The following is a 20,774-nucleotide window of genomic DNA, read 5'->3' as shown; positions in this document are numbered from 1 at the left end:
CGAGGAACATCCATGCGCCAACCCGATATCGAGATTTACCTCAAGGACGCCGACGTCGACTACAAGGCTATCGCCGCCTGGCTCGGCGCTGCCCTGGGGCCGTGCACCGACTGGGTACAGAAGGGCCAGACCTACAAGTGCAAGGCCGGCAATGTGCCAGTGACCTGGCTGCCCAAGGCCGTGGGCAAATGGAACAGCCTGTACCTGGAAAGCGACCAGACCCCGTGGGAAGACGACATCGCCTGCGCCCGTGCGGCCTTTGCCGCGCTGAACGTTGAAGTGCGCTGCGCGCCGGGGACGTGGGTCGAGGAAGAAGGTGAAGAAAGCGCCGACACCTGGATTCGGATCAGCACCGACGGTGAAGAGCAGATCACCTGGAAAACCACCTGATTCTGAACTGTGAACCCAATCAGATGTGGGAGCGGGCTTGCTCGCGAAAGCAGTCAATCAGTCAACCTCTACAGTGACTGATTCAGCGCTTTCGCGAGCAAGCCCGCTCCCACATGGGTTCAGCGGCGTTGCAGAAATCTGCTTTAAAGACCGACTACATCCTCAGCCTGCAAGCCCTTGTCGCCGGTCACCACGGCGTATTCCACCTGCTGGCCCTCGGCCAGGGAGCGGTGGCCTTCACCGCGGATAGCGCGGTAGTGCACAAACACATCCTTGCCATCCTCCCGCTGGATAAAACCATAGCCCTTGGCGTCGTTGAACCACTTCACATTGCCGGTTTCGCGCGTTGTCATCTGTTTGCTCCCACTGGTTTTTATTGTTGAGTCAGTCGCATTGAACTGCCGAGTATAAGACAGGCTCAAAAACGATCAACTCAACTTTACATCGCTGCTTTTTTGCCGATTTTCGGCGAATACGGCACACTACCCGCCCGAGCGCCTGCTCGGTTTTTTCCACTCAAAGCAGCACGCCTATGACCCGCTCCCCGTTCCGCCGTCTGGTATTTGGCACCTTGCGCCGACTGTTGTACCTCTGGGTTCGCTCGGAGACGATCAACCAGTCGTCCCTCACCCTTAACCTGGACCGCAGCCGGCCGGTGTTCTACGTCCTGCAATCGCCCTCCCTGACCGAACTGGCCGTGGTGGATGCCGAGTGCACCAAGGCCGGCTTGCCGCGCCCGGTGCTGCCGGTGTCCGTTGGCCCGTTGATGGAACCGGCGGCGTTCTTCTACCTGACCCCGGACCCGGACTGGCTCGGCCGCCAGGACAAGCGCGGCGCGCCGCCGACCCTGACCCGCCTGGTCAACACCCTGACCGAGCATGCCGAAGAAAACGCCCAGATCATTCCGGTCAGCGTGTTCTGGGGCCAGTCGCCCGCCAGCGAGTCGAGCCCCTGGAAACTGCTGTTCGCCGACAGTTGGGCAGTCACCGGGCGCCTGCGCCGGCTGTTGAGCATCCTGATCCTGGGGCGCAAGACCCGAGTGCAATTCTCTGCGCCAATCAACCTGCGTGAATTGATCGAGCACAATAAAGGTCACGAACGCACCGTACGAATGGCCCAACGGATCCTGCGGGTACACTTTCGCAACCTGAAGACTGCGGTGATCGGCCCCGACCTGTCCCACCGGCGCAACCTGGTCAAAGGCCTGGTGAATATGCCACTGGTGCGCCAGGCGATCCTCGACGAGGCCGAGCGGGAAAAGATCACCCCGGAAAAAGCCAAGGCCCAGGCCCTGCGCTATGGCAACGAAATTGCCTCGGACTACACCTACACCGCCATCCGCTTCCTCGAAGTGGTGCTGAGCTGGTTCTGGAACAAGATCTACGACGGCATCAAGGTCAACAATATCGAAGGTGTGCAAAAGGTCGCCCAGGGCTACGAAGTGATCTACGTGCCCTGCCACCGCAGCCATATCGACTACCTGCTGCTGTCTTACCTCCTATTCAAGAACGGCCTGACCCCGCCGCACATTGCTGCCGGGATCAATCTCAATATGCCGGTGATCGGCAGCCTGTTGCGCCGCGGCGGGGCGTTTTTCATGCGCCGTACCTTCAAAGGCAACCCGCTGTACACCTCGGTGTTCAACGAATACCTGCATACCCTGTTCACCAAGGGCTTCCCGGTGGAGTACTTCGTCGAAGGCGGCCGCTCGCGCACCGGGCGCATGTTGCAACCCAAGACCGGGATGCTGGCGATCACCCTGCGCAGCTTCCTGCGCTCCTCGCGCATGCCGATCGTGTTTGTGCCGGTGTATATCGGCTATGAACGGGTACTGGAAGGCCGCACCTACCTGGGCGAACTGCGCGGAGCGACGAAAAAGAAAGAGTCGATCTGCGATATCTTCAAGGTCATTGGCGCGCTGAAGCAGCGCTTTGGCCAGGTGGCGGTCAACTTCGGCGAGCCGATCAAGCTGGCGGAATTCCTCGATCAGGAGCAACCGGACTGGCGCGCCCAGGATCTGGCACCGAACTACAAGCCGGCCTGGTTGAATGAGACCACCAACCGCCTCGGCGAGCGCGTGGCCCAGCACCTCAACGAGGCCGCCGCGATCAACCCGGTGAACCTGGTGGCGTTGGCGCTACTGTCCACCAGCCGCCTGGCCCTGGACGACCAGGCCATGGCCCGGGTGCTGGACCTGTACCTGGCGCTGCTGCGCCGGGTGCCCTACTCGCCCCACACCACGCTGCCCGAAGGTGACGGCCAGGCCTTGATCAAGCACGTCAAGGACATGAACCTGCTGTCGGAACAGAGTGATGCCCTGGGCAAGATCCTCTATCTGGACGAGCAAAACGCTGTCCTGATGACCTATTACCGCAACAACGTGCTGCATATCTTCGCCCTGCCGGCGCTGCTGGCCAGCTTCTTCCAGAGCAGCTCGCGCATGAGCCGCGAACAGATCCTGCGCTACACCCGTGCGCTCTATCCGTACCTGCAATCGGAGTTGTTCATCCGCTGGACCCTGGACGAACTTGACGCAGTGGTCGACCAGTGGCTCGAAGCCTTGGTAGAACAAGGTCTGCTGCGCTTTGAAAACAACATCTACCTGCGCCCGGCGCCCAGCTCGCGCAACTTTGTGCTGCTGACCCTGCTGTCCAAGAGCATTGCCCAGACCCTGCAACGCTTCTACATGGCCATTTCCCTGCTGCTCAACAGCGGCCAGAACAGCATCAGCGCCGAAGAGCTGGAAGACTTGTGCACGGTCATGGCCCAGCGCCTGTCGATCCTGCATGGCCTGAATGCCCCGGAGTTCTTCGATAAGAGCCTTTTCCGACATTTTATTCAGACGTTGCTCGAGCAAGATGTGCTGCGTCGCGATGAAGCCGGCAAGTTGAGTTACCACGACCTGCTCGGCGAATTGGCCGAAGGCGCAGCCAAACGGGTGTTGCCGGCGGAGATTCGCCTGTCGATCCGCCAGGTCGCGTTGCACCGCAATGAAGAAGCGCCCGCACCGGACGCCGAGGCGGACGAAACCCGCTAGATTTACCAGGGCGCCAGGGTGTTTCTGGCGCCGTTGACAAGGAGCTGTACCATGAAAAAAATCATCCTCTTGGGCCTGACCGCCCTGCTGGGAGCCTGTCACTCGATGAATCCTGCGCCCAAAGCCAGCCTTGATGGCGAGGTGTTCTACCTGCAACGCATCGCCCTGCCGCCTGCCGCGACCTTGAGCGTCAGCCTGCAGGATGTGTCCCTGGCCGATGCGCCCGCCGTCACCCTGGCCGAGCAGAAAGGCCCGGTCAACGGCCAGGTGCCGCTGCCCTTCCACCTGAGCTACGACCCGGCCCAGGTCAAGCCTGGCCACAGCTATTCGGTCAGCGCTCGCATCGAGCTGGATGGCAAGCTAATGTTTATCACCACCGAGCGCCATTCGGTGCAGTTGAACGGCCAGGATTCCCAGCCGCTGCGCCTGCGCGTTGACGCCGTTGCCCACTGATCCAGTCGATTAAAAGGAAGCGCCCATGCTCCGTAACTCTCTTCGCCTCACCACCTTGTGTGCCGGCCTGCTGCTCGGTGCCAACGCCATGGCCCTGTCCCTCGGTGACCTGTCCCAGGGCGACGCTACCGGCGGCCTCAAGGACGCCCTGACCCAAGGTGCACAGATTGCCGTCAAGCAACTGGGGGCTCCCGGTGGATTCAGCAACAACCCCGAGGTCAAGATCGGTTTGCCGGGCAAGCTGGAGAAAGCTGCCGGCGCCCTGAAAATGCTCGGCATGGGCGATCAGATCACCCAGCTTGAAGCCAGCATGAACAAGGCCGCCGAATCCGCCGTGACCCAGGCCCAGCCGATTCTGGTGAATGCCGTGAAAAACATGAGCGTGAACGACGCCAAGGGCATCCTCAGCGGTGGCCAGGATTCGGCGACCCAGTATCTGGACAAAAGCAGCCGTGAGCAGATCCGCGCCAAGTTCCTGCCGATCGTCAAGCAATCCACGGACAAGGTCGGTGTAGCCCAGCAATACAACGCGCTCGCCAAAAAGGCGCCCCTGGGTTTACTGGGTGGCAAGAGCGACAGCGTCGAAAACTACGTGACTGAGCAAGCGCTGGACGGCCTGTTCAAGATGATTGCCCAACAGGAAGAAAGCATTCGCCAGAACCCGGCAGCCGCCGCGACCAGCCTGGCGAAGAAAGTGTTCGGTGCCCTCTAGACACACCTTCGGTAACAAACAACAACGCCCCGAATAATTGGGGCGTTGGTGTTATTGCCCAGCGGACATGCCCCTTACTACCATCAGCTGTAGCTGATTTTTCCCTCGTACTTGATAGTACTGGAGAACTGCGGCGGTTGAGCGTGGTGGTGGTGGTGGCAGGGCGGAGGCTTGCATTTGGATTTACCGCGCTTGCCCATTTTGAAGGCCATCATCGGCATCATGCCCAGACCTATACCTATACCACCCATTGCAAATAAACCCATAGGTAATTCCTCGCAGGTTGATAAAGCCTTGTTCTGTAACAACCCCGTTGCCAGAAGAAGGTACCTGTAACTCAGGTACCCCTAAGTGGCAAACACGCAGGAAAAGGTTCCTAAACCGCGTAGCCGATTCACGCAGGCTTATGCCGAGCGCGGCTTGACCCGGAACCACGCCGCATACAGCGCCGGCAGAAACAACAGCGTCAACGCCGTCGCCACAATCAACCCACCCATGATCGCCACCGCCATCGGCCCGAAAAACACACTGCGCGACAGCGGGATCATCGCCAACACCGCCGCCAGGGCCGTCAGCACAATCGGCCGGAAGCGCCGCACGGTGGCTTCGATAATCGCCTGCCAAGGCTCCAGGCCCGCCTTGATGTCCTGCTCGATCTGGTCCACCAGGATCACCGAGTTACGCATGATCATCCCCGACAACGCGATGGTCCCCAACATGGCCACGAAGCCAAACGGCTGGCGGAACACCAGCAGGAACAGCGTCACCCCGATCAGCCCCAGCGGCGCGGTCAGGAACACCATGGCCGTGCGCGAGAAACTGCGCAGTTGCAGCATCAGCAAGGTCAGCACCACCACGATAAACAGCGGCACCCCGGCCTTCACCGAGTTCTGCCCTCGGGCGGAGTCTTCCACGGTGCCGCCCACGTCCAACAGGTAACCGTCCGGCAATTCGGCACGTACATCTGCCAGGGTCGGCAGGATCTGCTGGACCAAGGTCGCCGGTTGCTCCTTGCCGTAGATATCAGCACGTACAGTCACCGTTGGCAGGCGGTTGCGGTGCCAGATAATGCCCTCCTCGAAGCCATATTCCAGGGTGGCGATCTGCGACAGCGCCACGCTGGTGCCGTTGTCGGTCGGCACCGCCAGGCTCGGCAGCAGCGACAATTCGGTGCGCTCATGCACGGTGCCGCGCAGGAGGATTTCGATCAACTCGTTGTCTTCCCGGTATTGGCTGACGCTGGAGCCGGTCAGGGAGCTCTGGAGGAATTTCGACAGGTTGACGGTGCTCACGCCCAAGGCGCGGGCGCGGTCCTGGTCGACATTGAGGTAGACGATCTTGCTCGGCTCTTCCCAGTCCAGATGCACGTTGACCACGTGGCTGTTCTCACGCACTTTGGCCGCGACCTTGCGCGCCAGGGCACGTACTTCTTCGATGTGCTCGCCGGTCACGCGGAACTGCACCGGGTAACCAACCGGCGGGCCGTTCTCCAGGCGGGTGACCCGCGAACGCAGGTCGGGGAATTGCTCGTTGAGGGTTTCGATCAACCAGGTGCGCAGGGTTTCGCGCTCCTCGATGGTCTTGGCCAACACCACAAACTGGGCAAAGCTGGCCGCCGGCAGTTGCTGGTCCAGGGGCAGGTAGAAGCGCGGTGAGCCGGTGCCGACATAGGCCACGTAGTTTTCGATCCCCTCATGCGCCTTGAGCAAGCCTTCGAGACGCTTGACCTGCTCGGCGGTGCTGCTCAGGGAGGCGCCTTCCGCCAGTTTCAGGTCGACCATCAGTTCCAGGCGTCCGGACGCCGGGAAGAATTGTTGCGGGACAAAACGGAACAGCGCCACCGAGCCGATAAACAGCAGCACCGTCAGCACAATCACGGTTTTGCGGCGACGCACGCACCACTCCACCCAGCGGCGTACGCGCTGGTAGAACGGCGTACCGTACGGATCCGGCCCATCAGTACCGTGCTTGGCCGCATGAATTTTCGCCAGATCCGGCAGGAGCTTTTCCCCCAGATACGGCACAAACACCACAGCGGCGACCCACGAGGCCAGCAGCGCGATGGTCACCACCTGAAAGATCGAGCGGGTGTATTCGCCGGTACTCGATTGCGCGGTGGCAATCGGCAGGAAGCCGGCTGCGGTGATCAGCGTACCGGTGAGCATCGGAAACGCCGTACTGGTCCAGGCGAAACTGGCTGCCTTGAGACGGTCGTAGCCCTGCTCCATTTTGATCGCCATCATTTCCACGGCGATGATCGCGTCGTCCACCAACAGGCCCAGGGCCAGGACCAGCGCCCCCAGGGAAATCTTGTGCAGGCCGATGCCCAGGTAATACATGCAGGCAAACGTCATCGCCAGCACCAGCGGAATCGCCAGTGCCACCACCATGCCGGTGCGCACACCGAGGGAGAAGAAACTCACCAGCAATACAATCGCCAAGGCCTCGGCCAAGACCTGGACGAATTCGCCCACGCTGGTCTTCACCGCAGCCGGCTGGTCCGACACCTTGCGCAGTTCCATGCCTGCCGGAAGGTTCTTCTGCAGGCGTGCGAACTCGCCCTCCAGGGCCTTGCCCAGTACCAGGATATCGCCACCATCGCGCATGGCCACGGCCAGGCCGATTGCGTCGTCACCCATATAGCGCATACGTGGCGCCGGTGGGTCGTTGAAGCCCCGGTGAATCTCGGCCACATCGCCGATGCGGAAGGTGCGGTCGCCGACGCGGATCGGGAAATTGCGGATCTCTTCGACCGTCTTGAAGTTACCCGACACCCGCAATTGCACGCGCTCGCTCGGGGTCTCAAAGAACCCGGCGGTGGACACCGCGTTCTGCTCCTGCAACGCCTGCTGCACCGCCGCCAGGGGCAGACCGAGGGTGGCGAGCTTGAGGTTGGACAGCTCGATCCAGATCTTCTCGTCCTGCAACCCCAGCAGATCGACCTTGCCCACATCCGGCACCCGTTGCAGCTGGATCTGGATGCGGTCGGCGTAGTCCTTGAGCACCGCGTAGTCAAAACCCTCGCCGGTCAGGGCGTAGATATTGCCAAAGGTGGTGCCGAATTCGTCGTTGAAGAACGGGCCCTGGATGTCCGGTGGCAGGGTCTGGCGGATATCGCTGATCTTCTTGCGCACCTGGTACCACAGGTTGGGAATCTGCGCCGAGTGCATCGAGTCCCGCGCAATAAACGTGACCTGGGATTCGCCCGGGCGGGAGAACGAGACAATGCGCTCGTACTCGCCGGTTTCCATTAGCTTCTTTTCAATGCGCTCGGTGACCTGGCGCGAGACTTCCTGGGCCGTGGCCCCTGGCCAGTTGGTCTTGATGACCATGGCTTTGAAGGTGAACGGCGGGTCTTCACTTTGCCCCAGCTTGGTGTAGGACAACGTACCGACGACGGCCAGCAGCAGCATCAGGAACAGGACGATCTGGCGATTGCGCAACGCCCATTCGGAAAGATTGAAACCCATCGGGGACTACTCCTTGTTGGCCGCCAGATTCACCACCCGGTTGGAGCGATCCACCGGGCGTACTTGCTGGCCCTCATGGAGCACATGGACACCGGCGGCAATCACCCAGTCGGAGGGGCTCAGGCCTTCAAGCACCGGTACGCTTTTTTCGCCGAACGCGCCGATGCGCACCGCCGTGCGCTTGAGGGTGTTATCCGGCTTGACCAACCAGACGTAGGACGCGCCGTTCTCTGCGCTGAGGGCAGACAGCGGCACCGACAACGGAATCACGCCGTCGGCCTGGATAAAGACCCGCGCGCTCTGCCCCAGCTCCGCCGGGACTTTACCGGCGTTGAAGGCAACACGGGCGGCGAAGGTGCGCGACTTGGGATCGGCCGCCGGCGACAGCTCGCGAATGCGCCCCTCGAAGCGTTGGTCGGGCTGGCTCCACAGCTCCACGGAGACCGGCTGGCCGACCTTGAAGCGACCGAAGCTCTGCTCCGGGAAGCTGATCAACACTTCACGCTCGCCATCGGTGGCCAGGGTGAACACGGTCTGCCCGGCCGACACCACTTGCCCGACTTCCACTGCACGCTTGGCGACCACGCCATCCTGGGGCGCGCGCAGCACGGCATAGCCGGCCTGGTTGTTGGCCACGTCGAATTCAGCCTTGATCTGCTGCAGGCGTGCGACCCCAGAACGGTAGAGGTTTTCGGAATTGTCGTACTGGGAACGGCTGACCATCTGACGGTCCATCAGGGTCTTGTAGCGATCACGCTCGGCCCGCACCAGGCTCAGGTTGGCCTCGGCTGCCGTGACCTGGGCACGGGTGGCCTGCAGTTGCAGGCGTACATCCTGGGGATCGAGCTCTGCCAGCGGCTGGTTGGCCTTGACGCGCTCGCCCTCCTCCACCAGCCGGCGACTGACTTTGCCACCAATGCGAAAGGCCAGGTCCGGCTCATAACGGGCGCGAACCTCGCCTGGATAACTGTCCATTGCCAGCGCCGAGGGCTGTGGCTGCACCACCATGGCCGGGCGGACGGTGGTTTGGGCCGCTTCTTCATGGCCGCAGGCAGCCAATAAAAGAGCAAGGCTGGCAGGCAACGCGAGGTGCAGAAAAATGCTGCGCATGCTGAAGGACCTTTCGCAAATGGTGCTTGGAGTAATTATACTGGCCAGTATGTTATTAATACCAAACTCACCAGTCCAGTATTAAAGTGAAAATGTCCGACAATCCTGTAAACACCAATAGCCCCGGGCGTCCCAAGGACATGGCAAAACGCCAGGCAATCCTCGACGCGGCGAAAATCCTGTTTTTGAGCAATGGTTACGCGAGTACCAGCATGGATGCCGTGGCCGTTGAGGCTGGCGTGTCGAAACTGACGGTCTACAGCCACTTCACCGACAAGGAAACGCTGTTCACCGCCGCCGTCGAAGCCAAGTGCGAAGCACAACTGCCGGTGATGTATTTCGAGTTGCCGGACGACGTGCCAGTGGAAAAGGTGCTGCTGAACATCGCCCGAGGCTTTCACCTGCTGATCAACAGCGAGGAATCGGTGAACCTGCATCGCCTGATGATGACCTCAGGCAATCAGGATCCGAAGCTGTCGCAGATCTTCTTCGAAGCCGGCCCCATGCGGATGTTGCAGGGCATGGAGCGCCTGCTGGGCAAGATCAATCAAAGTGGCGCATTGCGCATCGACAAGCCATTTACCGCAGCCGAGCACTTCTTTTGCCTGCTCAAGGGCACGGCAAACTTCTGCTTGCTGTATGGCTGCGGCGAACGCTTGAGCGAAGCGGCCGCCGAGGAGCATGTGCAGGAAGTGGTGGGATTGTTTATGCGGGCGTACCGGCCTTGAGCGCTTTCTTGGGATAAATATCGTACCGGCTGGATTTGCCATCCAGCGCATGGCTCGGCTTGGGCCCCTCAATGCACGGCGCCTTGCGTGGGCGCTTCACCACCACCCGGTGGCTGGCCAGGGCCAAGGCCGCCGCGAGCAATGCCGGGGCATCCGGATCGTCACCCACCAGCGGGCGGAACAGGCGCATTTCCTTCTTCACCAGGGCGGTTTTCTCCCGATGGGGAAACATTGGGTCGAGGTAGATCACCTGCGGCGGCTCACCTTCCCAATTACGCATCACCTCGATGGAATTGCCCTTGAGCAGGGTCATCCGCGCAACAATCGGCGCCACTTCAAAATCCTCCGCCCCACGCGCCAGACCATCTTCGAGCAAGGCACCGATCAGCGGCTGACGTTCGATCAGGCTCATCTCGCAGCCCAGGCTGGCCAGCACGAAGGCATCCTTACCCAGGCCGGCCGTGGCATCCAGCACTCGCGGGCGCACGCCTTGCGAGACCCCCACCGCCTTGGCAATCATCTGCCCGCTGCCACCCCCATAGAGCCGCCGATGGGCAGCACCGCCCTCGACAAAATCCACCCGCACCGGGCCAGGCGCATCCGGGCCCAGCTGTTGCAGTTGCAGGCCATGCTCACCCACTTGCAGGGCAAAATCGGCGTCCGCCAGTTGCACAGGCAAACCGAGCTGCTCGGCCCAGTGCTGGGCACGGCCCTGAAAACCGTCGGCCAAGGCCTCGACCCGAATGCGGCTGGCCGCGGTTTGTTCGCTCATCGTTTACTACGCTCAAAAATATTAAGGATCGGCAAACAGCGGCCGATAAAAAAGGATCAGGCATTTTGCCAGACCCTGAGCGTCGACCGAGAGAAATGTCAGACATTCATTCCCTATTCACCGGTGTCCTGCCGACCCACAACCACTTCGGCCTGCGCAATACCCAAGCGCTGGCCGGCGTCAGTCATGTGTGGCAGGACTTCTTCGCCCGGGCGTTGGCCGAGCAGCTTGGCCAGGAGCCAGGTGCGCAGCTGGCCGCCGATCCGGTGCCGGTGGATGCCTCGGTCGAACCCAGCGCCGGCAGCGACCTGCTGACGCAAATCGTCACCCAGCGTCATTGCGATGTCCAGGACACCGAGATCGCCCCGCCTGAGCCACTGTTCCTGCCGATTGCCGAGTTCGAACTGGAGTTGCTGCCACCGGCGGCCGTGCCGTTCCCGGAGGATGAAATCGTTGCCCAGCAACGCCAGCAGAACTTCGAGAGTGGCTGGGTACGACCGATTGTCCTGACCGCCGGCCAGCCATTGCCCGAGCCAGGCCCGGCGCCGCAACCCAAGCCGCTGTTCCTGCCGATTGCCGAATTCGAACTGGACCTGCTGCCACCGGCGGCCGAGCCATACCCCGACGAGGAACTGGTGCAACAGCAAAAGGCCCTGGACTTCGATTGCGGCTGGGCCCGCCCATTGATCCTCAACAACCTGCGCCTGGCGGCCTGACCCTTAGCGGCACACCCACCAACGCCCCATATCCAAATGGAAATGGTTGCGATGGGCGGCGTTGTAATCCGGGCTCAAGACCACGTTGAAATCATTGCACGCACTGTCGCGCACCTGCCGCAGAAAGCGTGCGCTGGCACCCTCTCCTGGCCAATCCTTCAACACATTGATGCTGCGCCCATCCGCCAGGCGAAACCCGGCAATGTCCAGAGCATTGGCCGAGGCATGCTGGCTGAGTCGCCCTTCAGCCCGCCCATACATGTTGCGGCAGGCAAAACTGCCGAGGTGATCGACCCGCGTCACCGCCTGGCCAAACACCGCCTGGGCAGCCGGCTGCAAGCTGTGGCGCTCGAACAGGGCAAACGCCACCGCCAAGGGGCAACTGGCGAGAAAACTGCTGCTCAACCCCACCTCCGCGCCCTGAACCCGCAACGTGTTGCGCAATGGGCAAGCCGCATCCGCCGGGCTGTCCGCTTGATGGCTGACCCGCAACCCGGAGGTTTTCAGCACCTGGTCGCACAGGGTGGGATCGTCCTGCAAGCGCCCCAGTTTGAAGCGGGTCAGCAGGTTAGGCGCAGCTTGCACATCCAAGGGCGCCCAGGGGTTCCACTCGGCGGGCAGCGGCACCCAGCCGCGCCAGATGCCTACGAGTAGGCCACCCGCGAGTAGCAGCAACACACCCAACACTTTGAAAAAAGCCACGTCTCAACCCTTGCACAACTGATTTGCCTGGCTGAACGGCATCGAGCGCTCGGTAAAGGTGAAGGTTCCCAGCTCCTGAACCTCCCGCGCGGCCCTGAAGAACTCCCCATAGGCCGCCAGGGCCATGGCCGAGCCGACGCTGATGCGCTTGACGCCCATCTCGCTCAGTTGCGCCACCGAGAGCTTGAGGCCACCTGACATCAACACATTCACCGGTTTTGGCGCCACCGCCCGCACCACCGCCAATACTTCCTCAGCACTGCGCAGGCCCGGGGCATACAGCACGTCGGCACCCGCTTCGGCGTAGGCCTGCAAACGGCGAATAGTGTCGGGAAAATCCAGGCGACCATGTAGGAGGTTCTCCGCACGGGCCGTCAGCATGAAGGGAAATGGCAAGCTGCGTGCCGCAGCGACGGCAGCCTCGATGCGTTCTACAGACAGATCAAAGGGGTAGATCGGGTCGACCGCAATCCCGGTAGCGTCTTCGATAGAACCGCCGACGATGCCGGTAGCGGCTGCCCGCAACAGGCTCTGGGCACAACCTTGAGGCGTATCGCTGAAGCCGTTTTCCAGGTCCGCCGCCACCGGCAGCGCGGTGGCCTGAACGATCATCCCGGCGTTGCCCAGAGTATCCTCCAGCGATAGCGCGCCTTCAGCATCCGGGCGCCCCAGACTGAAGGCAAAACCCGCGCTGGTAGTGGCCAGGGCTTCAAAACCGAGGCTGGCGAGCATCTTGGCGGAACCGGCGTCCCACGGGTTGGGCATCACGAATGCACGATCACGCTCGTGCAGGGCTCGAAAGGATTCGGCGCGAAGGGTTTGGGCATCCATGACTGACTCCAGGCACAAAAGAACCCTAGAGTAACCCCAGTTGCTCCACCGCGGGCTCCCGATGCAACTGCGCCAACGCCGGCAACCCCGGCAACCGCTCCATCAATTGCTGATGAAAGCGTATGGCCAGTTGGGCCGCCAGGCGGTTATCCGAGGTGTGCAGGAACACATAAGGCGTGCGCCCCTCCTCAATCCAGCCTGCGACTTTCTCAAGCCACGGCACGAGGAACGGGTCGTTGGCTTCCAGGTCCGGGTGGCCGATAAAGCGTACCTGGGGAAACTGGGTCAACGCCGCTGGCCGGGGCGGTACCTTGGGCTTTTTCGATTGGGCGTGGAGCACCGCTGCCGAAGTCGACGTGCAACTGAACAAAGCTCGTGGATCCAGGCAGATACGCTCGACCCCGCGATCACGCAGCAGGCGGTTGAGGCTGCGCTCGGCGTCACCCTTGGCGAAGAACTCACGATGACGCACCTCCACCGCCAACGGACGCTCCAGACCGTCGATAAACCCTGCCAGCTCCCCCAGCCGCTGCGGGGTGAAGCTGGCCGGCAGTTGCAGCCACAACGGCGACACCCGCTCGCCCAGCGGGCTCATCAAGCCAAGAAAGCTTTCGGCGGCGGGCAACTGTTCGCGCAGGTCGGCACTGTGGCTGATATCACCGGGAAATTTGGCGGTAAACCGAAAGTGCGCGGGCATGATCTCGGCCCAGCGCTGCACGGTGGCCACCGAGGGCCGCGCGTAGAAGGTGGTGTTGCCTTCGCAGGCATTGAACACTTGGCAATACAGCCCGAGAAAATCCGTGGCGCGGGCGTCTTGCGGATACAGGTACTCGCGCCAGGCGTTTTCACTCCAGGACGGGCAACCGAGGAAATAAGGCAACAGCATCAGATGTGGATATCGAGACCCAGCACTTCCATATCCCATTCGACAAAGCCGGCAGTGGTCAGGTAGCTGGCCAGGGCCGTAGCGACGTTTTTGCTCATGGAGCGCGGGAAGATCATGTCTTGCTGGCGGGCCGGAACGCCGCCGATACGCGAACCGCCGGCCCCTTGGGCACGGGCGGAAACTGCCGCGCCCTGGGAGGTTTCGGGCTGGACTTCAATAAAGTCGGGGGATTCTTCGACGGACTCGTCTACCGTCACGTTCGCCTTGCGTGGCTTGCGCTTGAGGGGGTAGGACTGGGTAGAAAAGCCGTCTATACGCATACATGCAGATCCGCTATCAATGATGGCAATTTAGCGGCACTTTCCTTGGCACGCAAATGCTCTGGTGATAACTAGAACACATAAACGGGCAAAGGTTTAAACCCAGGGGCAAATTCTGACGATTGGCGCGAATTGCCTGCGATCAACGGTGGGGCTCGACAGCTCCCACACTAGAGGCTGAGCGCAATAAGCCTAGAGCCCGCGCTCGGCCTTGGTCTGTGCCACTTTATCGCGCAGGTACACCGGAGCGGCCTGATCAGCCGGGATCGCCTCGCCGCGCTCCCAGGCAAAACGCGCCAGGCTCAGCAGGTCTTCGGCATGGGGCAACATCCCGGCATCCTGGCCGGCCGTGGCCACGGCGATACGTTCGCCATAACCCCACCCCGTACCAGCGCCAAACCAGTCGCCACTGGCATCGGCCGGCAACGCGGCGGCCTCGGGCGGCTGCACGGCCTCGACGCCGACCAGGCGCATCTCACCAGCGGTTTCGCGGTAGCAGCCCCAATAGACCTCATCCATCCGCGCATCAATGGCGGCCGCGACCTGGCGTGCGCCATGTTCACGCAACGCGCGCTGGGCCAACACGGCCAGGTTGGACACCGGCAGTACCGGCCGCTCCAGGGCAAACGCCAGGCCCTGCACCACACCGATGGCGATGCGCACGCCGGTGAATGCACCCGGGCCGCGGCCAAAGGCGATGGCGTCTACCGCCGACAGGGTGGTGCCGGCATCGAGCAATAGCTGCTTGATCATCGGCAGCAGCTTTTGCGCGTGCAGGCGCGGGATCACCTCATAGTGGCTCGTGACCTTGCCGTTATGCAGCAGGGCAACGGAGCAAGCTTCAGTCGCGGTGTCCAGGGCCAGCAGGGTGCTCATCGGTATGGGTGTCCAAATCGAAAAAAAGTGCGCCAGTATAAACAACAACGGCCCGCAAGCGGGCCGTTGAACGTCAAGCCAATCGTCAGATCAGTTCAGCGCTTCCAGCACCTTGGCGGTGATGGCTTCCACCGAGCCAACGCCCGGGATGTGGCTGTATTTCGGCTTGCCCTGGGCAGCCGACAGCTTCTGGTAGAACTCTACCAGCGGCTTGGTCTGGGAGTGGTAGACCGACAGGCGATGACGCACGGTTTCCTCGGTGTCGTCTTTGCGCTGCACCAGGTCATCACCGGTTACATCATCCTTGCCAGCCACTTTTGGCGGGTTATAGACGATGTGGTAGACGCGGCCCGAGGCTTCGTGAACGCGGCGACCGGCGATACGCTGGACGATCTCTTCATCTTCAACGGCGATTTCAACCACAGCGTCCAGCTCGACGCCGGCTTTCACCAGGGCTTCGGCCTGGGGAATGGTGCGTGGGAAACCGTCGAACAGGAAACCGTTCTTGCAGTCGTCCTGGCTGATGCGTTCCTTGACCAGGTTGATGATCAGGTCGTCGGAGACCAGGCCACCGCTGTCCATCACGCTCTTGGCGATCAGGCCCAGCTCGGTGCCGGCCTTGACGGCAGCGCGCAGCATGTCGCCAGTGGAGATTTGTGGAATGCCGAACTTTTCAGTGATGAACTTTGCCTGAGTACCTTTACCGGCCCCGGGAGCTCCCAGCAGAATGACGCGCATCGATGTGCTCCTCAATTTTTTATAGAGATGACGCTCGGATTCGCCGCGTGGGGCCAATCTCGTAGAATATGCTCGTAAAAATACGAATCCAGGCCGCCCAACCGGCCAAAGGCTGATCAAGATACACAGCGAGCCCTAACCACACAAGCCGCCAAAAGTCGGAAGAACCCGCACCACACAAGCCTTTTGGTCGCGGTATCCCTTGGTGCAACCCGGACACAAAACCGCCGGCACAGCCCTTTCGGGTCAGCCGGCGGTTTTGTGTGCAAGCCCTTGAGAACACGCCAGAAATGTCAGCCGGTGTTACGCAGCCCGGCGGCAATACCGGCCACGGACACCAGCAGCGCCTGTTCCAGAGGGCTGTCCTGTGTCGCTTCCTGCTGGCGGGAGCGGGCCAGCAGTTCAGCCTGCAACAGGTGCAACGGGTCGAGGTAGGTGTTGCGCAGGCGGATGAACTCCAGGGTGTCGGGGCTATGGGCCAGCAGCTGCGACTGGCCGGTCAGGCCAAGCACCACGGCGCAGGCCTGCGACAATAGGTCGCGTAAATGCGCACCCAATGGCAACAGGTCGGCTTGCACCAGGCGCTGGTCATAGAGCCGGGCGATATCGGCGTCAGCCTTGGCCAGAACCATTTCCAGCATGTCGATACGGGTGCGGAAGAACGGCCATTGTTCGCGCATCTGCCCCAGCAATTCACCTTCGCCGCGCTCCAGGGCCTTGCTCAATGCCGCTTCCCAGCCGAGCCAGGCCGGCAGCATCAGGCGGGTCTGGGTCCAGCCGAAGATCCACGGGATTGCGCGCAGGCTCTCGATGCCGCCGGCACGGCGCTTGGCCGGGCGACTGCCCAGGGGCAAGCGGCCCAGTTCCTGCTCGGGGGTGGACTGGCGGAAGTACTCGACGAACTGCGGATTTTCCCGCACCACCGCGCGATAGGCGCTGACACCATCAGCCGCCAATTCATCCATCAAATGGCGCCAGGCCGGCTCCGGTGGTGGCGGTGGCAACAAGGTCGCCTCCAGCACCGCGGCCAGGTACAGATTGAGGTTCTGCTCAGCGATATCCGGCAAGCCGAACTTGAAACGAATCATCTCGCCCTGCTCGGTGGTGCGGAAACGCCCGGCTACCGAGCCCGGTGGCTGCGACAGAATCGCCGCATGGGCCGGGCCGCCGCCACGGCCCACGGTGCCGCCGCGACCATGGAACAACAACAGTTCCACCTGCTGCTCGCGACAGATATCCACCAGGCGTTCCTGGGCCCGGTACTGGGCCCAGGCCGCAGCCGTGGTGCCAGCGTCCTTGGCCGAGTCCGAATAGCCGATCATCACTTCCTGCGGGCCTTGCAAGCGCGCGCGATAACCGGGCAGCAGCAACAGGCGCTCGATTACCGGGCCGGCGTTGTCCAGGTCGGCCAGGGTCTCGAACAACGGCACCACACGCATCGGCCGCTGCACCCCGGACTCCTTGAGCAGCAACTGCACTGCCAGCACATCGGATGCCGCGCCCGCCATGGAGATGACGTAGGAACCGAGGGAAGCCGCCGGCGCAGCGGCGATTTCCTTACAGGTATTGAGCACTTCGGCGGTATCGGCCGAAGGCTTGAAATACCCCGGCAACAACGGGCGACGATTGGCCAACTCCTTCATCAGGAAGGTGATGCGCGCGTCTTCGTCCCAGTCCTCATAGCGACCCAGACCCAGGTAATCGGTGATTTCGGTCATCGCCGCCGAATGCCGGCTGGAATCCTGGCGTACATCCAGGCGTACCAGGAACAGGCCGAATGTCACTGCACGGCGCAGGCAATCGAGGAGCGGGCCGTCGGCAATCACGCCCATGCCGCAGGCGTGCAGGGACTGGTAGCACAGCTCCAGCGGCTCCAGCAGGTCACGATTGTTTTGCAGCACATCGGCCGGCGCCGGGAGGCTGCCGGTCAACGCCGCGTGCGCCCAATTGCGGGTGGCGCGCAGGCGTTCGCGCAGTTGTTTGAGCAAGGCCCGATAAGGTTCGACGCTATCGCCGACCTTGGCCTGCAACTCAGGGCTGGCCTGCTGCATGGACAGTTCCGAGGCCAGGTGGTCGATATCCCGTAAATACAGATCTGCCGCCATCCAGCGCGCCAGCAGCAGCACTTCACGGGTCACCGGCGCCGTCACGTTGGGATTGCCGTCACGGTCGCCGCCCATCCACGAAGCAAAGCGGATCGGCGCCGCCTCCAGGGGCAGGCGCAGGCCGGTGGCGGCGTGCAAGGCTTGATCGGCCTTGCGCAGGTAGTTGGGGATCGCGTGCCACAGCGAATGCTCGATCACCGCAAAGCCCCACTTGGCCTCGTCCACCGGGGTGGGCCGGGTACGGCGGATTTCTTCGGTGTGCCAGGCTTCGGCGATCAGCCGTTGCAGGCGTTGGCGAATCTGCTCGCGCTCGGCGCTGGTCAGGTCACGGTGATCCTGCAAGGCCAGTTGTGCCGCGATGGCGTCGTATTTCTGGATCAGGGTGCGGCGCGCGACTTCGGTCGGGTGGGCAGTGAGTACCAGCTCGATCTCCAGTCGCGCCAACTGCCGGGCCAGGGATTCGCTGCTGTGGCCCTCACTCTGCAGCCGCGCCAGCAACTCGGGCAGCACTCGCGATTCGAACGGGGCCGGCTGGGACTCATCGCGCCGATGAATCAGTTGGTACTGCTCGGCGATATTGGCCAGGTTGAGGAACTGGTTGAACGCCCGTGCTACCGGCAGCAGCTCGTCTTCCTGCAACTGGTTGAGGCTGGCGCTGAGTTCTTCACCGGCCGCTGCATCCGTGGTCCCGCCCCGGCGATCGGCCTTGGCGCCCTTGCGAATCTGCTCGATCTTGGCGAGGAACTCATCACCGTACTGTTCTCGAATCGTGTTGCCCAGCAATTCACCCAACAGGTGAACATCTTCACGCAAACGTGCATCGATATCGCTCATCAGCCAATCTCCAGCCAGGAATCCGTGATGCTTTGATCTTTAAGAGTGCCGATCAAGCCTTGGTCTGACAAGGAACTTTAAACCTTGGCGGTTGCAGCTAGTCTCAAGGGTACGTCGTCGCGTTATCCACGCTACGACTGGTCACTCATCACCGCCCGCTACCCCGGGCATCACTGAGGTTGCCATGAAAATCCGAGAACTGGCCCAGCAATGGGAAGAAACCGCCAAGGGTCGCCTGACCAAGACCGAATATGCCATCCACCTGGATGTCGAGGCCGCTGCCCGGTTGGCGGCCATCCGCGAGATGTACCCCAAGCGCAGCACCGAGGAATTGCTCGGCGAGCTGATTGGCGCCGCCCTGGAAGAGCTGGAAGCCAGCTTTCCGTATATCCGGGGCCAGCATGTAGTTGCCACCGATGAAGAGGGTGACCCGTTGTATGAAGACGTCGGCCCCACGCCGCGTTTCCTGTCGCTGTCGCGGCGCTACCTGCACGATATGTCAGCCACGCCTGACGATCAGAAACACTGATCCACATTCGCTGATAAAAACCATCCCCCAGCGTACCGGGCCTTTCATAGGCCCGGCATACCGCTGCAGGTGGCAAAAGTTCCGATTTTTTATCGCTGACCCCTCAGTCAGATTTGTTCAGATTTTTTTTCGGGCAAATCGCCATCTTTGGCTGAACTATTCAAAAAAGCCTCGGGTCACAGCCAGTAAGCCATCACTTGGAACAGGCGTTTGAAAAGGCACACTGAGCTTCACCGCCAAACGCAGACGCTGAACACCGTAGATGGATTTGATGTTTTTCAGGAGTTATCTAATGGAGTTGAAGACGATGAAGACCAGCACTGCCAAATCCTCGTTTAACCACCTGCGCGGGCTCAAATTGGCCGCGTTGGCAATCGGCACCAGCTTCGTCCTCGCGGGCTGCGCCGGCAACCCGCCGACCGAACAGTACGCAGTGACCCAATCGGCCGTGAACAGCGCTGTAAGCGCTGGCGGTACCGAATACGCTGCCGTGGAAATGAAAGCTGCACAGGACAAGCTCAAGCAAGCCGAGCTGGCCATGCATGACAAGAAATACGACGAAGCCCGTCGTCTGGCCGAGCAGGCTGAGTGGGACGCTCGCGTGGCAGAGCGCAAGGCCCAGGCTGCCAAGGCCGATCTGGCGCTGAAGGATTCTCAGAAGGCTATTGAGGAGCTGCGTAACGAAGGCATGCGCCCTGCTGTGATCCAGCAGAAGTAAGCACCGCCATTGTTTGCATCGCACCCGAAATCGAATTGAAAGGACGAAACCACTATGCGTAAACAATTGATGATCCCTGCCCTGCTGGCGATGAGCGTTGCACTGGCGGCTTGCTCCACCCCGCCTAACGCGAACCTGGAAAACGCACGGACCAACTTCTCGGCCCTGCAAGCCAACCCGCAAGCGACCAAAATCGCCGCCCTGGAAACCAAGGACGCCAGCGAATGGCTGGACAAGGCTGACAAGGCGTACCGCGACAAGGAAGACGAGAAGAAGGTCGACCAACTGGCCTACCTGACCAACCAGCGCGTTGAAGTGGCCAAGGACACCATCGCCCTGCGCGAGTCCGAAGCCAAGCTGAAAAACGCTGGCGACCAACGTGCCCGCGCCCTGCTCGAAGCCCGTGACGCGCAGATCAAGCAACTGCAAAGCAGCTTGAACGCCAAGCAGACTGAACGCGGGACCCTGGTGACCTTTGGTGATGTGCTGTTCGCTACCAGCAAGGCTGATCTGAAATCCAGCGGCCTGGTGAACATCAACAAACTGGCGCAATTCCTCCAGGAAAACCCGGATCGTAAAGTCATTATCGAAGGCTACACCGACAGCACCGGCAGCGATGCCTACAACCAGACCCTGTCCGAGCGCCGCGCTACTTCGGTGCAGGTTGCACTGATCAAGATGGGCGTTAACCCAAGCCGCATCGTGACTGCTGGCTACGGCAAGGCATACCCGGTTGCCGATAACGCCAGCGTTTCGGGCCGTGCCATGAACCGCCGCGTTGAAGTGACCATCTCCAACGACAACCAGCCGGTCAAGCCACGTTCTTCGGTTCAATAACCGACTGACA

General features: G+C 61.6%; 21 protein-coding genes. 9 read left to right on the top strand and 12 right to left on the bottom strand.

The genetic code is table 11. The features are described 5' to 3' along the window. Positions 1-12: 12 nt before the first annotated feature. Entirely contained in the window at positions 13-390 is a 378-nt protein-coding gene (locus tag HBO24_RS14870; RefSeq protein WP_057445111.1) for a hypothetical protein, read from the top strand. Between the two features lie 143 nt (positions 391-533). Here HBO24_RS14870 and HBO24_RS14865 read toward each other — a convergent pair whose 3' ends face one another. Further along, positions 534-743: a cold-shock protein gene (locus HBO24_RS14865; RefSeq protein ID WP_057441757.1), complete on the bottom strand. Its 210-nt coding sequence runs from the start codon at positions 741-743 to the stop codon at positions 534-536. A 179-nt stretch (positions 744-922) separates the two neighbouring features. Between HBO24_RS14865 and plsB the strand changes: the two genes are divergently transcribed. Genes plsB through HBO24_RS14850 form a run of 3 tightly spaced genes read left to right on the top strand, consistent with a single transcriptional unit; the run spans position 923 to position 4,592 of the window. Further along, on the top strand, positions 923-3,427 hold the full coding sequence (plsB, locus tag HBO24_RS14860) for a glycerol-3-phosphate 1-O-acyltransferase PlsB (protein WP_170059937.1): 2,505 nt from the start codon (positions 923-925) through the stop codon (positions 3,425-3,427). Positions 3,428-3,478: 51 nt separating this feature from the next. After that, positions 3,479-3,880, top strand: coding sequence for a YbaY family lipoprotein (locus tag HBO24_RS14855; RefSeq protein WP_057958684.1), 402 nt, complete (start codon positions 3,479-3,481; stop codon positions 3,878-3,880). A gap of 25 nt (positions 3,881-3,905) precedes the next feature. Further along, complete coding sequence (locus tag HBO24_RS14850; protein ID WP_057441761.1) at positions 3,906-4,592, top strand: DUF4197 domain-containing protein; 687 nt, start codon at positions 3,906-3,908, stop codon at positions 4,590-4,592. Positions 4,593-4,675: 83 nt separating this feature from the next. On the opposite strand, the gene HBO24_RS14845 is transcribed toward HBO24_RS14850, so the two are convergent. The 3 genes from HBO24_RS14845 to HBO24_RS14835 form a co-directional block, all read right to left on the bottom strand. Beyond that, a complete protein-coding gene (locus HBO24_RS14845; protein ID WP_057958682.1) occupies positions 4,676-4,858 on the bottom strand; it encodes a hypothetical protein in 183 nt (60 codons plus the stop codon). Between the two features lie 138 nt (positions 4,859-4,996). Beyond that, on the bottom strand, positions 4,997-8,062 hold the full coding sequence (locus tag HBO24_RS14840; protein WP_170059936.1) for an efflux RND transporter permease subunit: 3,066 nt from the start codon (positions 8,060-8,062) through the stop codon (positions 4,997-4,999). A gap of 6 nt (positions 8,063-8,068) precedes the next feature. Next, positions 8,069-9,172, bottom strand: a complete 1,104-nt coding sequence (locus HBO24_RS14835) for an efflux RND transporter periplasmic adaptor subunit (RefSeq protein WP_057958680.1) — start codon at positions 9,170-9,172, stop codon at positions 8,069-8,071. A 92-nt stretch (positions 9,173-9,264) separates the two neighbouring features. On the opposite strand from HBO24_RS14835, the gene HBO24_RS14830 reads away from it, so the two are divergent. After that, positions 9,265-9,900: a TetR/AcrR family transcriptional regulator gene (locus tag HBO24_RS14830; protein WP_057958679.1), complete on the top strand. Its 636-nt coding sequence runs from the start codon at positions 9,265-9,267 to the stop codon at positions 9,898-9,900. Here HBO24_RS14830 and HBO24_RS14825 read toward each other — a convergent pair. Then, positions 9,878-10,672: a class I SAM-dependent methyltransferase gene (locus tag HBO24_RS14825; RefSeq protein ID WP_170045281.1), complete on the bottom strand. Its 795-nt coding sequence runs from the start codon at positions 10,670-10,672 to the stop codon at positions 9,878-9,880. The two genes, HBO24_RS14830 and HBO24_RS14825, sit on opposite strands and share 23 nt — an antisense overlap. A gap of 95 nt (positions 10,673-10,767) precedes the next feature. Here HBO24_RS14825 and HBO24_RS14820 point away from each other — a divergent pair, with 95 nt between their 5' ends. Then, positions 10,768-11,388, top strand: a complete 621-nt coding sequence (locus tag HBO24_RS14820; RefSeq protein ID WP_057441769.1) for a hypothetical protein — start codon at positions 10,768-10,770, stop codon at positions 11,386-11,388. A gap of 3 nt (positions 11,389-11,391) precedes the next feature. Here HBO24_RS14820 and HBO24_RS14815 read toward each other — a convergent pair whose 3' ends face one another. The 7 genes from HBO24_RS14815 to ppc all read right to left on the bottom strand — a co-directional run bounded on the left by HBO24_RS14815 (position 11,392) and on the right by ppc (position 18,680). Beyond that, positions 11,392-12,090, bottom strand: a complete 699-nt coding sequence (locus tag HBO24_RS14815; RefSeq protein WP_057958676.1) for an extensin family protein — start codon at positions 12,088-12,090, stop codon at positions 11,392-11,394. 3 nt (positions 12,091-12,093) lie between these two features. Beyond that, a complete protein-coding gene (locus HBO24_RS14810; RefSeq protein WP_057441771.1) occupies positions 12,094-12,921 on the bottom strand; it encodes an isocitrate lyase/phosphoenolpyruvate mutase family protein in 828 nt (275 codons plus the stop codon). A gap of 25 nt (positions 12,922-12,946) precedes the next feature. After that, a complete protein-coding gene (locus HBO24_RS14805; RefSeq protein WP_057441772.1) occupies positions 12,947-13,807 on the bottom strand; it encodes a DUF72 domain-containing protein in 861 nt (286 codons plus the stop codon). Continuing rightward, on the bottom strand, positions 13,807-14,127 hold the full coding sequence (locus tag HBO24_RS14800; RefSeq protein ID WP_170059935.1) for a hypothetical protein: 321 nt from the start codon (positions 14,125-14,127) through the stop codon (positions 13,807-13,809). Before HBO24_RS14800 ends, HBO24_RS14805 begins: the two co-directional genes overlap by 1 nt. A 192-nt stretch (positions 14,128-14,319) precedes the next feature. After that, positions 14,320-15,003: a tRNA (adenosine(37)-N6)-threonylcarbamoyltransferase complex dimerization subunit type 1 TsaB gene (gene tsaB / locus HBO24_RS14795; RefSeq protein WP_057958675.1), complete on the bottom strand. Its 684-nt coding sequence runs from the start codon at positions 15,001-15,003 to the stop codon at positions 14,320-14,322. Positions 15,004-15,093: 90 nt separating this feature from the next. Then, positions 15,094-15,741, bottom strand: coding sequence for an adenylate kinase (gene adk / locus HBO24_RS14790; RefSeq protein WP_057441778.1), 648 nt, complete (start codon positions 15,739-15,741; stop codon positions 15,094-15,096). Positions 15,742-16,034: 293 nt separating this feature from the next. After that, entirely contained in the window at positions 16,035-18,680 is a 2,646-nt protein-coding gene (ppc, locus tag HBO24_RS14785) for a phosphoenolpyruvate carboxylase (protein ID WP_057441780.1), read from the bottom strand. A 184-nt stretch (positions 18,681-18,864) separates the two neighbouring features. Between ppc and HBO24_RS14780 the strand changes: the two genes are divergently transcribed. The 3 genes from HBO24_RS14780 (at position 18,865) to HBO24_RS14770 (ending at position 20,764) form a co-directional block, all read left to right on the top strand. Then, complete coding sequence (locus HBO24_RS14780) at positions 18,865-19,209, top strand: hypothetical protein (protein ID WP_057441782.1); 345 nt, start codon at positions 18,865-18,867, stop codon at positions 19,207-19,209. A gap of 292 nt (positions 19,210-19,501) precedes the next feature. Continuing rightward, positions 19,502-19,927: a DUF4398 domain-containing protein gene (locus HBO24_RS14775; protein ID WP_057441784.1), complete on the top strand. Its 426-nt coding sequence runs from the start codon at positions 19,502-19,504 to the stop codon at positions 19,925-19,927. A gap of 54 nt (positions 19,928-19,981) precedes the next feature. Next, the gene (locus HBO24_RS14770; protein WP_057441786.1) at positions 19,982-20,764 is read left to right on the top strand and encodes an OmpA family protein; all 783 of its coding nucleotides are present in this window, start codon (positions 19,982-19,984) and stop codon (positions 20,762-20,764) included. Positions 20,765-20,774: the final 10 nt, after the last annotated feature.

Origin of the sequence: Pseudomonas sp. WS 5410 (assembly GCF_012985645.1) — a bacterium.
GTDB classification, from domain to species: Bacteria; Pseudomonadota; Gammaproteobacteria; order Pseudomonadales; family Pseudomonadaceae; genus Aquipseudomonas; species Aquipseudomonas shahriarae.
Note: the sequence above shows the minus strand (reverse complement) of the source record. Positions and strands in the feature narration are given on the sequence as shown.

Bases quoted from the DNA above. Each gene is read 5' to 3' on its own strand.
- ppc (WP_057441780.1), bottom strand. From the start codon at position 18,680: ATGAGCGATATCGATGCACGTTTGCGTGAAGATGTTCACCTGTTGGGT.
- adk (WP_057441778.1), bottom strand. From the start codon at position 15,741: ATGCGCGTCATTCTGCTGGGAGCTCCCGGGGCCGGTAAAGGTACTCAG.
- plsB (WP_170059937.1), top strand. From the start codon at position 923: ATGACCCGCTCCCCGTTCCGCCGTCTGGTATTTGGCACCTTGCGCCGA.
- HBO24_RS14865 (WP_057441757.1), bottom strand. From the start codon at position 743: ATGACAACGCGCGAAACCGGCAATGTGAAGTGGTTCAACGACGCCAAG.
- tsaB (WP_057958675.1), bottom strand. From the start codon at position 15,003: ATGAGCACCCTGCTGGCCCTGGACACCGCGACTGAAGCTTGCTCCGTT.
- HBO24_RS14840 (WP_170059936.1), bottom strand. From the start codon at position 8,062: ATGGGTTTCAATCTTTCCGAATGGGCGTTGCGCAATCGCCAGATCGTC.
- HBO24_RS14845 (WP_057958682.1), bottom strand. From the start codon at position 4,858: ATGGGTTTATTTGCAATGGGTGGTATAGGTATAGGTCTGGGCATGATG.
- HBO24_RS14800 (WP_170059935.1), bottom strand. From the start codon at position 14,127: ATGCGTATAGACGGCTTTTCTACCCAGTCCTACCCCCTCAAGCGCAAG.
- HBO24_RS14825 (WP_170045281.1), bottom strand. From the start codon at position 10,672: ATGAGCGAACAAACCGCGGCCAGCCGCATTCGGGTCGAGGCCTTGGCC.
- HBO24_RS14805 (WP_057441772.1), bottom strand. From the start codon at position 13,807: ATGCTGTTGCCTTATTTCCTCGGTTGCCCGTCCTGGAGTGAAAACGCC.
- HBO24_RS14820 (WP_057441769.1), top strand. From the start codon at position 10,768: ATGTCAGACATTCATTCCCTATTCACCGGTGTCCTGCCGACCCACAAC.
- HBO24_RS14870 (WP_057445111.1), top strand. From the start codon at position 13: ATGCGCCAACCCGATATCGAGATTTACCTCAAGGACGCCGACGTCGAC.
- HBO24_RS14770 (WP_057441786.1), top strand. From the start codon at position 19,982: ATGCGTAAACAATTGATGATCCCTGCCCTGCTGGCGATGAGCGTTGCA.
- HBO24_RS14810 (WP_057441771.1), bottom strand. From the start codon at position 12,921: ATGGATGCCCAAACCCTTCGCGCCGAATCCTTTCGAGCCCTGCACGAG.
- HBO24_RS14780 (WP_057441782.1), top strand. From the start codon at position 18,865: ATGAAAATCCGAGAACTGGCCCAGCAATGGGAAGAAACCGCCAAGGGT.
- HBO24_RS14775 (WP_057441784.1), top strand. From the start codon at position 19,502: ATGGAGTTGAAGACGATGAAGACCAGCACTGCCAAATCCTCGTTTAAC.
- HBO24_RS14855 (WP_057958684.1), top strand. From the start codon at position 3,479: ATGAAAAAAATCATCCTCTTGGGCCTGACCGCCCTGCTGGGAGCCTGT.
- HBO24_RS14850 (WP_057441761.1), top strand. From the start codon at position 3,906: ATGCTCCGTAACTCTCTTCGCCTCACCACCTTGTGTGCCGGCCTGCTG.
- HBO24_RS14835 (WP_057958680.1), bottom strand. From the start codon at position 9,172: ATGCGCAGCATTTTTCTGCACCTCGCGTTGCCTGCCAGCCTTGCTCTT.
- HBO24_RS14830 (WP_057958679.1), top strand. From the start codon at position 9,265: ATGTCCGACAATCCTGTAAACACCAATAGCCCCGGGCGTCCCAAGGAC.